At 65.9% G+C, this 12,960-nt stretch carries 12 protein-coding genes and 1 pseudogene; 6 read left to right on the top strand and 7 right to left on the bottom strand.

What is annotated here, in order from left to right:
• Together DKT69_RS01035 and DKT69_RS01030 are read right to left on the bottom strand one after the other, a co-directional pair.
• Window positions 1-1,107, bottom strand: a 1,107-nt coding sequence (locus tag DKT69_RS01035; protein WP_161557742.1) for an AAA family ATPase, incomplete at its 3' end; no start/stop codon positions are given.
• A gap of 5 nt (window positions 1,108-1,112) precedes the next feature.
• Window positions 1,113-2,363 carry a metallophosphoesterase family protein gene (locus tag DKT69_RS01030; protein ID WP_109799730.1) on the bottom strand — a complete coding sequence of 417 codons (1,251 nt, stop codon included), beginning with the start codon at window positions 2,361-2,363 and terminating at the stop codon, window positions 1,113-1,115.
• Window positions 2,364-2,494: 131 nt separating this feature from the next.
• Here DKT69_RS01030 and DKT69_RS01025 point away from each other — a divergent pair, with 131 nt between their 5' ends.
• The 4 genes from DKT69_RS01025 to DKT69_RS01010 are packed head-to-tail and all read left to right on the top strand — an operon-like array spanning window position 2,495 to window position 7,204.
• A complete protein-coding gene (locus DKT69_RS01025; RefSeq protein WP_109799729.1) occupies window positions 2,495-3,322 on the top strand; it encodes a hypothetical protein in 828 nt (275 codons plus the stop codon).
• The gene (locus DKT69_RS01020) at window positions 3,319-4,491 is read left to right on the top strand and encodes a hypothetical protein (protein WP_109799728.1); all 1,173 of its coding nucleotides are present in this window, start codon (window positions 3,319-3,321) and stop codon (window positions 4,489-4,491) included. The genes DKT69_RS01025 and DKT69_RS01020 overlap by 4 nt, the downstream gene beginning before the upstream one ends.
• The gene (locus DKT69_RS01015; RefSeq protein WP_146230953.1) at window positions 4,488-5,900 is read left to right on the top strand and encodes a hypothetical protein; all 1,413 of its coding nucleotides are present in this window, start codon (window positions 4,488-4,490) and stop codon (window positions 5,898-5,900) included. The genes DKT69_RS01020 and DKT69_RS01015 overlap by 4 nt, the downstream gene beginning before the upstream one ends.
• The gene (locus tag DKT69_RS01010) at window positions 5,897-7,204 is read left to right on the top strand and encodes an AAA family ATPase (protein WP_161557741.1); all 1,308 of its coding nucleotides are present in this window, start codon (window positions 5,897-5,899) and stop codon (window positions 7,202-7,204) included. The genes DKT69_RS01015 and DKT69_RS01010 overlap by 4 nt, the downstream gene beginning before the upstream one ends.
• Before the next feature lie 781 nt (window positions 7,205-7,985).
• On the opposite strand, the gene DKT69_RS41590 is transcribed toward DKT69_RS01010, so the two are convergent.
• On the bottom strand, window positions 7,986-8,297 hold the full coding sequence (locus DKT69_RS41590) for a WYL domain-containing protein (RefSeq protein ID WP_497529356.1): 312 nt from the start codon (window positions 8,295-8,297) through the stop codon (window positions 7,986-7,988).
• Between the two features lie 80 nt (window positions 8,298-8,377).
• Window positions 8,378-8,665: pseudogene (locus DKT69_RS41585) on the bottom strand (WYL domain-containing protein); the annotation flags it as partial.
• Here DKT69_RS41585 and DKT69_RS01000 point away from each other — a divergent pair.
• Complete coding sequence (locus DKT69_RS01000; RefSeq protein ID WP_201749422.1) at window positions 8,558-9,130, top strand: helix-turn-helix domain-containing protein; 573 nt, start codon at window positions 8,558-8,560, stop codon at window positions 9,128-9,130. The pseudogene DKT69_RS41585 and the gene DKT69_RS01000 sit on opposite strands and share 108 nt — an antisense overlap.
• Window positions 9,131-9,276: 146 nt before the next feature.
• On the top strand, window positions 9,277-10,074 hold the full coding sequence (locus tag DKT69_RS00995; RefSeq protein WP_109799725.1) for a CPBP family intramembrane glutamic endopeptidase: 798 nt from the start codon (window positions 9,277-9,279) through the stop codon (window positions 10,072-10,074).
• A 147-nt stretch (window positions 10,075-10,221) separates the two neighbouring features.
• Here DKT69_RS00995 and DKT69_RS00990 read toward each other — a convergent pair whose 3' ends face one another.
• The 3 genes from DKT69_RS00990 to DKT69_RS39370 form a co-directional block, all read right to left on the bottom strand.
• Entirely contained in the window at window positions 10,222-10,584 is a 363-nt protein-coding gene (locus DKT69_RS00990; RefSeq protein WP_146230952.1) for a hypothetical protein, read from the bottom strand.
• A gap of 142 nt (window positions 10,585-10,726) precedes the next feature.
• Entirely contained in the window at window positions 10,727-11,092 is a 366-nt protein-coding gene (locus DKT69_RS00985) for a hypothetical protein (RefSeq protein ID WP_109799723.1), read from the bottom strand.
• Between the two features lie 499 nt (window positions 11,093-11,591).
• Window positions 11,592-12,960 (bottom strand): integrase core domain-containing protein (locus DKT69_RS39370; RefSeq protein ID WP_236647237.1); only part of this gene is annotated, 1,369 nt, incomplete at its 5' end.

The raw sequence follows: 12,960 nt of genomic DNA, 5'->3' as shown, positions 1-12,960 counted from the left end.
CGAGCCATCAAACGCGCCCGGCACAACTCCTACCGCGTCAAACGACCCACAGACCGCACCATCCGCCACCCCGGACCTCCCACACCCGTTTTGGCCTGCCCAAAGAGCCTTATCTGAACGGCATTGCTGCATGAGCCCGGGGAGCCGCCGGCGCGCGACCTGCAGGACCGTGCGGGCGTTGACCAGCGCGGTGGGGCTTCGTCCCGCGCCGTCCGCGATCGCAATCTCCTCCTCGGCCCGCTGTACCTCCTTCTCTTGCACGCCGATGGCTTCCATGACCTGCCGTCGCGCGAGGCCGATCTCGTCTGCTCTGGCGGCCAATCGATGCAGATCCCCGGCAGCAGCGGTGAGCCGGTGCTGCCGAATTCGATCGGCGTGGGTCGTTGCTGCGTTCGCCAAGGCCCGGGCCTGATCGCGTTTGCGTGACGCGGTCGAGTGTTCCTGGCGCGCGTTCTGCAGGCGGTCACGGCGTCCGGCGGCGACCGCGAGTTGCTTTGCCGCCGTTTCGGCGGCGGCTTCCGGGTCGGGCAGAAGTCGGTCGCGATCGCGGTTGAGTACGTCGAGTTGCGGCCGGAGACGGTCGTGGCATTCGGTGGCTTCTGCCCGGACTGTGTCGAGCAGGTCGATGCCGAGCAGCCCCTTGAGGATGGCGGTCCGATCCTCCCGGTTGGTGTGGAGTAGTGCTTGGAATCGGCCTTGCGGCAGCACGACGGCCTTGAGGAAGGCGTCGTGGGTCAGTCCGAGAAGCCGTTCGATGGTGGCGTTGACCTGTTGTTTCGTGTCGTACCGTTGTCCGGTGTCTAAGCAGATCAGCTCGTGACGCGACGCCGGCGATGTCGCACGAAAGGCAGATCGCGTAACCTGCCAGGTCTGGTTGCCGCACACGAAGGTGAGGCGGACCTGCATTGACGGCACACCGTCGGCGATCAGGACGGTAGCGTTGCGCTTGTCCCAGGTGCATCCGCCGTACAACGCGAAACAGAGCGCTTCGAGGATGGACGACTTCCCGGCGCCGGTATCACCCAGGATCGCCAGCAGCCCGACGTCGCTGAAGTCGATCGTCTGCTCGGCGGTATAGGACCGCAGTCCACGGATGGTCAGCTGCAATGGCCTCATCGTGTTGCCTCCGCCCCGCCGGCGGGTCCGGTGACCAGAAGAGCCTCCTCGGGGAAGATTGCCTTGGTTCCAGCGTCCACGGCGTCGATCAGTGTTGTGAATGTCTGCATTACGGTGGCCTGGTCCGCTCGACGGGTCCCGCGCTCGCTCAAGTACTCGGCGAACAAGCCGGCCAGGTCGAGATCCGCTTCGGTCGCCGTAGCGTCCGCCGAGACAATCTCGACCTCTTCACCCGCGATGATCGGATCGATCTGCAAGACCGTGGCGCGGGGCAGGAGCTGCCTTACCTGCTCGTTGAGTGTGGGCACGTGGACGTCGGTCTCGACTGCCAGAAGGCACAGATCGTCGCCGACCTGTGGTGCCACCGCGGCGAGGTCGGTGAGCGTGCCACGGAATTTCCGAAGTCGGCGCCCGCCGCCGAGCTTCAACGTTTCGATGCGAGCCGGCCTGCCAGGTTCCGCCTCGACGAGGACGACGCTCTTCTCGTCGTAGATCTCCCCGAAGTCCAGCGCGATCGGCGAACCGGCGAACCGGCCGGTGACCTTCTTGCTCGGCAGCGGCTGAGGCCTGTGCAGATGGCCGAACGCGGCGTAGGTGACAGACGGAAGGTGGTCGAGGTCCGTCGCGTACGTCTCGTCGATGTGCATGCCGCGCTCGCTCCCGCAGTACTCGGCACCTCCCACGTGGAGGTGGGCAGCAAACACCGCGAACTCAGTGCGGGGATCGAGGTTGTCCATCAGCACGCTGCCCAGCGAGGCTTCGATGCCGCGGATCTGGGCGTTGTAGTCGGTGCCCCAGCGTGAGGGGTCGCCGAAGCCGTCCGTCATCTGATGTGCGTGCTGGAACGGAAGCGCCGCCAGACGGACCGTTTGTCCGTTGGCGGTCGGGAATCGGAACACAGAGTGGTTCGGATCAAGGCGGTCGACGAAGTGCACCCGGCTGGCGTGACCGGACAGGCGTCCGAGCAGGTTGAACACCGCGAACAGGCTCGGCGAGTCATGGTTGCCGCAAACCACCACGACCGGCGCGATGGCTCCCAGTTCGGCGAGCACCTGGCCGGCCCGAACCATGTCCTCGGTGGCGGGTCGGCCGTGGTCGAACAGATCGCCGCTGTGGCAGATCACGTCGGGACGGAACGACCGCGCCACACCGACGATCTCGGCCAGGACGGCGTCGTGGTCGGTGGCACGTGAGTGGCGGTAGAGCGTTTTACCGAGGTGCCAGTCCGATGTGTGCAAGAGCTTCATCGTCGTCCTTCGCGGAGGAAAGAAGGAAGTTCGCGTGGTGATCAACTTCGCGTTTGATCACAGACTCCCTTTGTGGCTCTCAAGTTTGGCAGAACATGGAAGTAAGTCAAGTGGCATGGTAGCGTTGCGTCATGCCAAGCATGGCCGAAGTCAAGGCGGCGATGGCGGACGTTGCTGCACTCCAGGAACGGCTGGCCACGGCGGTGAGCGCGGACGACCACACCGAGGCCGATCAGCTGCTCGCCGAGTTGTCGGTGGCCGAGAAACGTCGCAACCGACTCCTGCAACGAGCCTCCGCAGGGACGGGGGGAACGTTCGACGCCGCTCCACCTGTGCGGGAGCAGGTGGCCGCCGTGCTCGGACTGCTCACGAGGCCTTCCTCGGTGTCTCTCATCCGAGACGTCGCCGCCGGGCGATACGGCGAGAACATCCAGCCAAGCCGCCTCGCGTCACTGCGTCGTGACGAGCAGCGGTCCTGGCGTGCTGCACACCGAGACGACGGCGCGACCACGCGACCGTTGGGCCGTCCGGTGTACGTCGTGCCGGCGCTGACCTACGACCGCTTCGCCCCCGTGCGCGGCATGCTGGCCCTCTCCAGCTGGCCACTCGACGTCCGCCTCATCGCGCCAGCGAGCCCTCGCGTCGACATCCTGCACGTCACCATTCGGCTCATCGACGAACTCGACCGCGCCGGCGACGCACCCTGGACACCCAACCTCCGCCGGCTCGTCTGGCGCTTCGCCCGCTCAGTGGCCGGCGCAATGGACACGCGAAGCGGATTCGACTACGCCCATGTCCGCGCCGCCGCAGAACGCGAACTGCAGCAGATCGCGGACACCGATACCGCCGAACGCGAGCAGGCAGCCCGCCGAGCTCGCGCTCAGCTCGACGCGGACTCGCAACTGTTCGGCACAAACCTGCGCCTGGCCGATCAGCCCCACACGGAGGCCACTGGATGATCTTCACAGACGCCCGCGAACGTCTTGAGCATTTTCGTGGCGACTTCCCCGCCAAACCAATGGACGCCCGCCGGATCGCCGGCCTCCTCGACGCACCCGGTTGCCCTCGACGCCAGGTTGTCGACGCTGCGTCAGTCCCGTTGAAGGACCTGGCCAAGCTGATCGGGTGCAAACCGCTGGCGCCAAGTCCGTTCGCCCTGCAACGAGGGATTCGGTTCGAGCAGAACGTCATCTCGGACGCCATGACCCCGCTCGTCCCACTCGTGCGGGAGCACCTCGGGCTCGACGTTCGTGACGTCCGTCAGCAACTACTGTCAACGCCTCAGGCCCGATCGCAGTACCCCGCGACTAGAGGCGTGCAGGCCGTCACCGAACTTCGCTTGAGGCTGACCCGTGAGGCCGTCGCCGCGATGCTCGACGGCGAGCAGCACGCTATCAATCTGTTGCACCATCCGTATCTGGAGCTCTCGCTCGGAGACATGCCCGCGTATCTCGAACCTGACCTCCTGGGCTACGCAGCCGCACAAGCCCTATCTCCGATTGAGATCAAGTCCTTCCCGTGCATCGATGGCGTCGCCGACCCCGTCAAGACGGCCGAAGCAGCTCGACAAACCGCGGTGTACGTCATCGCGCTACGCCGTCTCGTTGCTTCCTTCGGCCATGAACCGGAGCGAGTTGCTAGCCGCGGCCTGCTGGTCATGGCGCGCGACTTTGCCCTCACGGCCACGGCAAGCGTTCTCGATCTCCGGCCTCAAGTATTGCGACTCAATCGACTGCTCAACGATTTCCCTCATGTCACCCATCTCGCGCCTCGGGTGCCAACGGCCATCAGTCTGCCGGCACTTCCGGACAAAGACGCAAACGAACAGCAGCAGCATGACGCCGCGAAGCAGGCGAAGGAAGCTATCGGGGCGCTCGACATGCGCTTCGGCGACGGCTGCCCTAGCTGCGCCATGTTCGATTTCTGTCGCGGTCAGGCACGCAGCGAAAACCAGGTCGCGCAACTGGGCACCGAAGCAGCGAACCTTTGCGGCGACGTCGGGACGGTCAGCCACGCGCTCGCCCTCGCCTCGGGCGAACGGGCGCCGCTCGGCTCGGCCGAGTCAGCCGTTGCCGACGAGCTCCGACGCGCTGCACTCGCGGTGCAATTGGCAGGCGCTCCAGCATGAGCGTCGACACCTACCTCGGACTCAGAGCAGTCGCTCTCGGCCGAGCCGTACCACGCGCAACTCGCCGGCACGTTCACTTGGCCGCCGAACCACTGGTCGTCGTCGGCTATCACATGCCGGGTGACGTCGGCGCTCCCATCGGCCTAATCTACGGCAACCATCGCAACAGCGCGCGCACGGCCGTCGTGGGCGAGCCAAGGAATGGCAAGCTGCGATTCACTCAACTCGCGGACTTCGCCATGGATCTCAACGGCTACTTCGGCCGCTACATCCAAGGGTTGCCCTCACGGTCAGCCCGACGCACTGCGAGCGCTCGTCAGATGCCACCCGCGCCCCAGCTCATTCTGCCGAACGCAGCCACCGCCCAGTGGTTGTGCGACGTAATGGGTCGCAGGCTGCGTACGCTGGACACCGAGGGCGAGTACGCGGTTCACCCCGCGCTGCCGAACATCGGGGCGCACCTCTCATTTTTCGCCAGTCAACGCGTCCCCGGCTCGTCGCTGGTGCTGCCGTTGACCGACCTGCTGTCACAACATTGGACGACAGGGCAGCTGGACGCGCTTGACGCCGACCTGGCCGTACAACTGGCGTGGATTGACAATCCGGCCGGAATGAAGGAAGCCCAGCGTGCCCTGCCCGCCGGACCGGTACCGGATGGCGGCTGGGAGGAGAAGGACCTCGGCGACGCGATCAAGGCGTACCAGCGCCTCAGCGACAGCGGAAGCAACATCACCCGTGCCAGTGAACCCATGAAGATCGCTGTCGAGGCTGCATTGCAACCAGCTTGGCAGGCTTGCTGGGACGCCGTCGACCTGCTCCACCGGCTTCCGGCCGCTGAGAGCGTGCAAGATCGTTGGGAGATGGACCGCTACCAGTGGCATCGGCACGCCGAACGCGTGCGGGCCAACAATGCGTACTTCAGCCGGCGCCCACAGGAACTTCAGGTCATGCGACTGCTGACAAGGCTTGAGCGCCTCACCGCCAACCTCACCCGCGACATGGCCCTCGATGACCCCCTGATCATGGCAAACTACATCGCATCTGGAGACGCCCTGTCGGGCGACATCACCCGACGTGATGCCGCAGGAGACCGGCCGTCGTTGTCGCTCCGGCCCGATATGCCATTCCGTCGTCCCGTCGGCACCGAACTGCACTGGTTCGCTGAACCTACACGAAGGCCCGATGGCGTCACCAGACCCATGGTGACAGTCGAAGTGACCTCGGCCGACGAGACAAACGTTGAACTCCGCGTCGTTCGCGGTGCGGTCCGCCAAGACCGGCGGCGCCTCCTGCCACAGATCGGCGACCGAGTCGTTTTCTCGCAGTTCGGACGTCGGGAATTCCGCCGGGACACACTCCCGGCCGAGCTGCCATGGACGCATGTCGGAGTCGAAGGAACCAGCCGATGACTGCCGCCGTACAGCACCAAATCGCCACCGATCAAATCTGGCAGCACCTGCAAGACGGCGACCGGGCCGTGGTGGTGAACTCTCCACCCGGGGCTGGGAAGTCGACTCTTGTGCAGTCCACGGCTCAACGCCTCGCCTCGACCGCACAGGTCCCGGTCATCACTCAGACAAACGATCAAGCCGACGACCTCGTCCGAGGCTTCAGAGAACGGCTCGCTTCTACCGGCATCCAGGTCGGGCGCCTACACAGGGAAGACTACAACCCGCCTCCGGACTGGCGTGCCTCCAACGACATCCTGGATCTTGAAGACTGCCAAATCATCGTTGCTCCGGCGGACAAATGGGCGTACGTCGAATATGACGAGCCATGGCGGCTCGGCATCATCGACGAGGCGTACCAGGTCTCGTCTATGCACCTTGCCAAGATCGGATCCCGGTTCGACCGTCTACTGCTCGTCGGGGATCCTGGCCAACTGAGCCCGTTCAGCCCAGCCGAAGAAGCAGCGTTGCGGATGACAGGAAGCTGGCCCCTCGCCACAGCCGCCGGCACGGTCCTGACCAATCACCCCCAAACATCACGCGTCCAGCTTCCTGTGTCGTGGCGACTTCCCGCGAGTGGAGCGGCCATCGTTGCCGAAAGCTTCTACGCCCAACCCTTCCGAGCCGGCACTGTCGAGGAGGAGCGTGGCCTCTGGTTCCCCATACGAACAGCCCGCGACGACCGCCTGGAGCAAGTCATCCAGACTGCCCGACAGCAGGGATGGTGTCTGGTTGAGCTTCCGCCAGCCCACCTTCCTCGGACTGACCCGGAATGTGTTCAGGCCATCACCGAGATCGTCCGTCACCTGCTTGTCAGCCGTACTCGATTTATCGATGGCGACCAGCAGCACCCGCTCGCGCCCGAGCACATCGCGGTTGGTGTCACCCACAGAGACCAGCGTGCGCTGCTTCGTACTGCCATCGATCAGATGAGCGCCTGCCTCGGCGTTGGACCGGGGACGATCACCGTTGACACAGCGAACAGATTGCAAGGCCGCCAGTTCGAAGTCGTCATCGCGTGGCACCCGCTGTCCGGACGCCGGGACGCATCCCAGTTCCATCTTGAGGCGGGCCGCCTCTGCGTCCTCGCATCTCGTCACCGTCAGGCATGCATCGTCGTAACCCGAGGCGGGATCCGAGCACAACTCGACTCATTTCCACACAACGAACCGGTATGGCTCGGCACCGCCCCTCCGGAAGTCGATGGGTGGGAAGCCAATCACCGATTTCTCGACCTGCTCACCCCGATGAGAGTCACACTGTGAACAGCTGATCGGGGCAAGGCGTTGACGGCCAAGGGTCCTCATGCGCGACATGTCCCGCACGGCCCTTGGCGTTCCGGCCTCCCCACGCACGTGGCTCCGCCGTTCGAGCTGCTGTGACCGGCGACCCGCACGTCCTCCTCACGCACGTGGGGGTGCTCCGGCTAGCTGCGGGGACTCCAGTCGCTGCAGACCGCGAGAGATGTGTCCAAGCTGGTCGCGAGTGGAGTTCATTAACCAATCGATCCGAGCGAGCGGACGCCGACGAACGCCGGCCGAGGGCTGTAGGGGATGCCAGGCAACCCTAGGCAGGAGCGCCCTGCTCCCAATCTGCTCCCAATTTAAGGGGTCACACGGCAGAAGCCCGTTACCGGTGGTTCCGGTTACGGGCTTCTGACCTGCATAAATATACGGTGGGCGATACTGGGATCGAACCAGTGACCTCTTCGGTGTGAAGCAGGACGCTGCACCGGCTCTGACCTGCGGTAATGAGAAGCCGCAGGTGGGGGCGGGTGCAGTTGAGCGCCGTTGCGTGCTGTTGGATGCAGTTCAACGCCCTTCAGTGCACACGGCTGCTCCCCACGTGCTCCCCGGACCCCGGCGCGCGACGGTGGCGTCGCCCGGTGCCTTGGCGCTTCGCCTCGGCACGTCTTTAAGGAACAGCATCGAGGCTGACGTTTACTCAGCGTGACCGGCGTGCTGAGACACCACGCGCACGGTCGGCGGCAAGAGCGGATGTTTCATGCTTGCCGGAGTACCAACGTCGACGGGCCGGTGTGGCGGTCTACTCGCCTGCGTCTGCGTGGGTGAGTAGGCGGGCGGCCAGGGCGCGCACCTCGGCTCTGAGTTCGGCGGGCCGTTCGATGGTGAAGGGCCAGCCGAGCACGGCCAGCATCTGGGCGGCGCCGTCGAGGTGTTCGGCTCGGGTGGTCAGCCGCACTCCGTCGGCGACCTCGGTGAGCGTGCCGACCGATGGAGGGATCCGTCGCCGGGCCTGGGCGAGGCTGGTGTGCAGCAGGACCGAGACGTCGTGGGCGTAGGGCACCGAGGCCAGGCCGGCAAGGACGTGTCCGGTGGGGTCGAACCCGGCCGGCACCTCGAACGCGCGTCGGTGGCGCGGATAGCGCCGATGCGGTCGAGTCGGAATGTCCGCACGGATCCGCTGGCGTGGTCGCGACCGGTGACGTACCAGCGGCCGTTGTGGAAGACCAGCCCGTACGGGTCGAGGCCGCGTTCGCTGGAGTGGCCATGCCAGGCGTGAGCTGTACCGGGTGTCGGTGGCGGGCCTGTGCCGTGCCAAAACTCGTCGCACAGGGCGTGAGCTGCTGCTTCGTGCCTGTGACGCAGGATGTGGGGATGTTGGTTCGGCTGCTGTACCTGAGTGTGGTGCGGGTGTTCGGCTGGTTGCCGCTGGCCACGCGCAGCAAGTCGGCGATGGCCGCAGAGTTGCTGGTGCTGCGTCACGAGGTGGCGGTGCTGCGGCGTCAGGTTGGTCGGCCGCGGCTGTCGTGGCCGGAGCGGACGGTTTTGTCCGCGCTGGTCCGGGCGCTGCTGTGGGAGTTGTGGAAACATCGGATCGTCACCCCGGCCACCCTGCTGGCCTGGCACCGCCGGCTGGTCCGCCGGCACTGGACCTACCCGAACCGGCCCGGACGACCACCGATCAGTGATGACATCCGTGACCTGGTTCTGCGGCTGGCCGCGGAGAACCCGGGATGGGGGCACCGGCGCATCCACGGTGAACTCGTCGGGCTCGGCCATCGGGTCGGCACCGGCACCATCCGTCGCATCCTCGCCCGATCGAGGGTCGGCCTCCTGGAGCAGCATCCACCCGACTACGACCCCGACGCGATCGTCGCGATCGACAAGCCGATCCGGCGACGCCGCGTCCTGGGCGGCGTCATCAACGAATATCGTCGAGCCGCTTGATCCGCCAGGCAAATCTCCAGCACACAGCCTTAAACAGAGTTTTGGCACGGTACAGGCCGGAATGATTCGGCCGAAGCGGGGTAGCCGGCGCCGTGATACGGCGGCGAGGCGTGGACCTGACTCGGTATGAAGGAACAGAGGGTGGCATGACGCCGCCGTCGAACTCGCGGCACCTCCTGCCGGCGGACAGCCGACGCCTATCCGTGGTCGCGTTCGTCGGCATGGTCGTCGCCTACCTGGTCGTGCTCCACGGGCTGGCACTGACCCTGACCGGTGGCCTGGAAACGAGGTACGCCGCGCCCAGAACGCTGAACGAGATGTGGCGCAGCATCACGGTTCCGGAGGCGGTCTCCGTCGTGCTGGTGATCGCGGCCATCTCCTGGCTTCGCTGGTGGCCGCCGGTCCTGCGGGATAACCATCCGGTCCAGCGCTGGGTCGTGGTCGTGCCCATCGGCATGGCGACCTGCGCTCTCATCGTGACCGACTACGGCGCCCTCGCCACCAAGGGCGCCACCTTCACCCTGACACTCCTGCTCTCCGCACTGCTGATCGGCGCCAGCGAGGAACTGATATTCCGTGGGCTCGGGGTGACCGTGTTCCGCTCCACCGGGTTCACCGAAGGAAAGGTCGCCCTGTGGTCCACGGTCATCTTCGCCCTCGCCCACGCCACCAACCTGCTCACCGTAGGTGCCGTAGCCTTCGCCCAGGTACTGACCACCATGGTCGCCGGCTACTTCCTCTACCTCATCCGACGCCGCTCCGGCGGCATCACCGTGCCGGCCATCATCCACGGAATGTGGGACTTCTCCCTCATCTCAGCCCAGGTAATCCCGGGCAAGCCCTACCTCCTCTCACTCCTGGCCATCGTCACCATGGCGGTCCTGGCCATCGTCGTACTGGCACGCCGGCACCACATCGAACCAGTCACCGCCCAGCAACCCTGACGGCCGGTCGTTGGCGCACCAACGTCGGCGCTGATCAGCTGACCGCGCCCGGCAGCACATCGATCCCGGCGGCTGGCACGCTGAAATCGCAGACCGACTTTCCCGTAACCCTGCCCATTCTGGTTGCGGATCTGCGCCGCACTCCGCTCATCGGCAATTAGAGTCGGCCTCGTGACTAGCACCGCACAGGCCGAACAGGTGTTGCTTGAAACGGAGGACGGCACGGCGCTGATGACGCTGTCCCCGCTGCATGCCCATGTGCCGGCACCGGTACTGCGTGCGGCGCGGCGCGAGCTTGCCGAGTACGTCCGCACCAGCAGCGATGGGTTCAGTCAGCAGTGGGGCTTCTTCCCCGACCTTGACCCCGACCCAGGCGCGTACCCGCACACTGCCGAGCTCGCCAAAGAACTTGCGGGGCATGTCGCGCAACCCTGGCTGCGGCTCGCCTTCATCCGCTTGGCGCTCGCGACGCCAGAGTCGGACTTCGGCGGCACTCATATCGACGTACATGCGGGTATCGCCCACGAGTGGCCGCAAGAGGTCTCCACGGACTGGCACGTCCTGCGTGTGCTGATCAATCTCGGAGATGCGCCCAGGCGGCTGGAATATTACCCCTTGACCGCGGGCGAACGCAGCTGCAGCTCGCTCAGGTTCACGCCGTACATATCGCATCCAGTCGTGGCCACGACATCATGGCCGGGGCCGCCGACCCGTTGCCGAGGTCCAGCACTCGGCAGCCGCGCGAAATGCCGGTCCGCCGCCCTAGATCAAGGACACGGCTGCTGGTCGCGTCCCGCCATTTGGCGCTGTCTAAACCGTACTCGTCCTTACCGCAGATCGGCGGGCTTAAGTGGTCGGTGGTCATGAACCAGATCAGGCCGGCTCCGGCGGCCGCCCGAATCTCATCGGTGGAGTGGTTATAGTAGCTACGCACATCGCTCGTGGAACGCTCGATCACCGCCACCTCCGGTTCTCGGTAGGCCATCAGAATGCGGGCGCGCTGCGGCTGGTTACTCATGCTGTCGACAAATTGACAATTGATACGGCAGTGACGGCTTGCGATCGGTGCCGTCGCGGCGCGAACGAGGCACTCCCCGTATGACCGTCGCTTGCTCGCACTACTCGACGAGCCGGATGATCCGGAACGGCCTGATACCGCCAAATGCAGACAAGCCCACACTGCGGATCGATGGTCAGCTCCCCCGCGTCGAGGTCGGCGTCAGCCCAGGTGAGCCCCAAACAACGCGCCCTTGCGTAGACCGAGTACCAGGACGTACGCGGCGTAGAGCGGATCGTCGTCGGCGCGGGCCGACGCCAGGAACCGCCGCGTCTCATCGCTCGTCCATGCCTTCCGATTGCAGCTTCCGTACCGGTGCCGTCGTATGGTGAGTACCCCACCGACTCGATCCGGGTTCTCGGGGGCAGCTCGAACGTCAGCCAGCCTCGCTTGCAGGATCGTTCGCCAGGATCAGACAAACGTCTACTCAGGACTGTCGGGCTCGTAAATCAGATTCGGGCTACGCTGCCTGCGAGTATTCGTTGATCAATCCGCCAAGGATCGGGCGTCGTTGGACGCGAGCACTGCTGAGGTCAACGACCTGCGGTGGCGGGTTCGGTGGTCGCTGGCCGAGTGATCGGTGTGGCCGGTGGCCGTTGTAATGCTTGGTGTACTCGGCCAGGACGCTCGACAGGTGCCGTTCGCCGGCGATGAGCATCCGGTCAGTGCACTCGCGCCGTACTGTGCCGACCCACCGTTCCGCGTAGGCGTTCGCCCTCGGCGCTTGTGGCGGTATTCGAATCACGTCGATGCCCGCGGCGGTGAAGACCGTGTCGAAGGCGGCGGTGAACTTCGTGTCGCGATCGCGGAGCAGGAACCGGAGCCCGTCGGCGCGCTGGTCGAGGCTCATGAGCAGGTTCCGTGCTTGCTGAGTGACCCAGGTGCCGGTCGGGTGTGCGGTGACACCGACGACGTGGACGTGCCGCGTGGCGAGCTCGATGAAGAACAGTACGTAGATCCGTTTCAGGAGCACGGTGTCGACGGTGAAGAAGTCGCAGGCCAAGATGGTGTCCGCCTGAGCGGTCAGGAACTGCTTCCAGGTCGGTCCCGTTCGGCGGGGTGCTGGGTCGACGCCGGCCTGGTGCAGGATCTTCCATACCGTGCTGGCCGCGAGCCGGTAGCCCAGACGAGGCAGCTCACCCTGCACCCGGCGATGCCCCCAGGTCGGGTTCTCCGCGGCCAGGCGCAGGACCAGTTCCCGGATCTCGCGGTCTACGGGTAGCCGGCCGGGTCGCGCGTGTGGGTAGGTCGAATGTCGTGCGATCAGCTGTCGATGCCAGCGCAGCAGGGTCGCCGGGGTGACGAAGAACGCCCGGGCCCGCGGCAGGTGGCCGGCGCCGTCCAGGAGCACTGTCCGCGCCCGGGTGAGCTCCGCCACCAGGGCCAGCCGTGACTCGGGCTGGCAGCGGTCCTCGCTGCCCCGCACCACGACCACCGGGCAGGACACCTTGCGCAGCAGCGCCTCGCACGCCGCCCGGTCGTCGACCAGGCGGGGCGCTTCCCGGGCCAGCGTCAACGCCTCCGGGGTGGTCTGCATCGCCCAGGCGACCGCGTCTTCCCGCAGCTTGGTGGAGTGCGGCTCGGTAACGACCGTATCGAAGAAGAACTCGGCGAAGCCGCGAAAGTCCCGGGCCCAGTAGTGCCTGTTCTCCTTCGCCCAGCCGTCTTCGACGTCGAGCACGTCATCGAACGAGTACACGTCGCGCTCCGGGCGCGGCGGGGTCATGTGTGGTGCGGCAGGAGCGAACGCGACCACGCCGAGCGCCCGGTCGGCGTGTAGCGCGGCGGCCGCCAGCGCCGTGGTGTCGAGCACCGACGCGGGACCGTTG

It is taken from the genome of Micromonospora sicca (assembly GCF_003172935.1).
In the GTDB taxonomy this organism is placed as follows: domain Bacteria; phylum Actinomycetota; class Actinomycetes; order Mycobacteriales; family Micromonosporaceae; genus Micromonospora; species Micromonospora sicca.
This window is presented reverse-complemented; position numbering and strand designations above follow the sequence as displayed.

Excerpts from the sequence above, each read along its gene's own strand:
- DKT69_RS01015 (WP_146230953.1), top strand. The coding sequence starts at position 4,488 with ATGAGCGTCGACACCTACCTCGGACTCAGAGCAGTCGCTCTCGGCCGA.
- DKT69_RS01000 (WP_201749422.1), top strand. The coding sequence starts at position 8,558 with ATGTTGGTTCGGCTGCTGTACCTGAGTGTGGTGCGGGTGTTCGGCTGG.
- DKT69_RS00990 (WP_146230952.1), bottom strand. The coding sequence starts at position 10,584 with ATGTACGTCGATATGAGTGCCGCCGAAGTCCGACTCTGGCGTCGCGAG.
- DKT69_RS01010 (WP_161557741.1), top strand. The coding sequence starts at position 5,897 with ATGACTGCCGCCGTACAGCACCAAATCGCCACCGATCAAATCTGGCAG.
- DKT69_RS01025 (WP_109799729.1), top strand. The coding sequence starts at position 2,495 with ATGCCAAGCATGGCCGAAGTCAAGGCGGCGATGGCGGACGTTGCTGCA.
- DKT69_RS01020 (WP_109799728.1), top strand. The coding sequence starts at position 3,319 with ATGATCTTCACAGACGCCCGCGAACGTCTTGAGCATTTTCGTGGCGAC.
- DKT69_RS00985 (WP_109799723.1), bottom strand. The coding sequence starts at position 11,092 with ATGAGTAACCAGCCGCAGCGCGCCCGCATTCTGATGGCCTACCGAGAA.
- DKT69_RS00995 (WP_109799725.1), top strand. The coding sequence starts at position 9,277 with ATGACGCCGCCGTCGAACTCGCGGCACCTCCTGCCGGCGGACAGCCGA.
- DKT69_RS01030 (WP_109799730.1), bottom strand. The coding sequence starts at position 2,363 with ATGAAGCTCTTGCACACATCGGACTGGCACCTCGGTAAAACGCTCTAC.